We start from the raw sequence: 735 nt of genomic DNA on the forward strand, positions 1-735 counted from the left end.
ATGCTGCCGCCGCCAAGAAGCTGATGGCGGATGCCGGTCAGGCCGACTTCGAGCATGAACTCATCACTGTCGAGGACGAATGGCAGAAGAACACCGGCGATGCGATCGCCGGCCAGTTGCGCGATGCCGGCATCAAGGTCAAGCGCACGGTGCTGCCGGGTTCGACCTTCTGGAACGACTGGACGAAGTATCCCTATTCCATGACGATTTGGTACATGCGCCCGCTTGGCGTCCAGGTGCTGGCGCTCGGCTATCGCTCGGGCGAGGCCTGGAACGAAACCGCCTATGCCAACCCGGATTTCGACGCCAAGCTCAAGCAGGCGCTTTCGCTGGCCGATCCCGCCAAGCGCAAGGAGGTGATGAAGGACGTCGAGCAGATCCTCCAGGATTCCGGCGTCATCATCCAGCCCTTCTGGCAGAAGCTCTACTGCCACATGAACAAGAAGGTAAAGAACTACGGAATGCACCAGACCTACGAGATGGACTTCCAGAGCGTCTGGCTCGACGCCTGATATAATTCCCGAGACTTGCAAGAAAACGCTGCCGGCGCCCATCACAAAAGGTGCCGGCGGCCCGTGAAACACTGGCAGCAATTCGCGCAGGCAGCAAAATGTCCGACGACGAGATCATCCTTTCCGAACTTTCCGACGACGAGTTGGTGCAGCAGATGCACGACGATCTCTATGACGGGCTGAAGGAAGAGATCGAGGAAGGCACCAACATCCTGCTCGAGCG

At 58.8% G+C, this 735-nt stretch carries 2 pseudogenes; both read left to right on the top strand.

What is annotated here, in order from left to right:
- A pseudogene (locus tag EN993_RS36435) lies at nt 1-512 on the top strand (diguanylate cyclase); the annotation flags it as partial.
- Nucleotides 513-610: 98 nt separating this feature from the next.
- Nucleotides 611-735, top strand: a pseudogene (locus EN993_RS38240) (cobalamin-binding protein); the annotation flags it as partial.

Origin of the sequence: Mesorhizobium sp. M7D.F.Ca.US.004.01.2.1 (assembly GCF_003997785.1) — a bacterium.
GTDB lineage: Bacteria > Pseudomonadota > Alphaproteobacteria > Rhizobiales > Rhizobiaceae > Mesorhizobium > Mesorhizobium loti.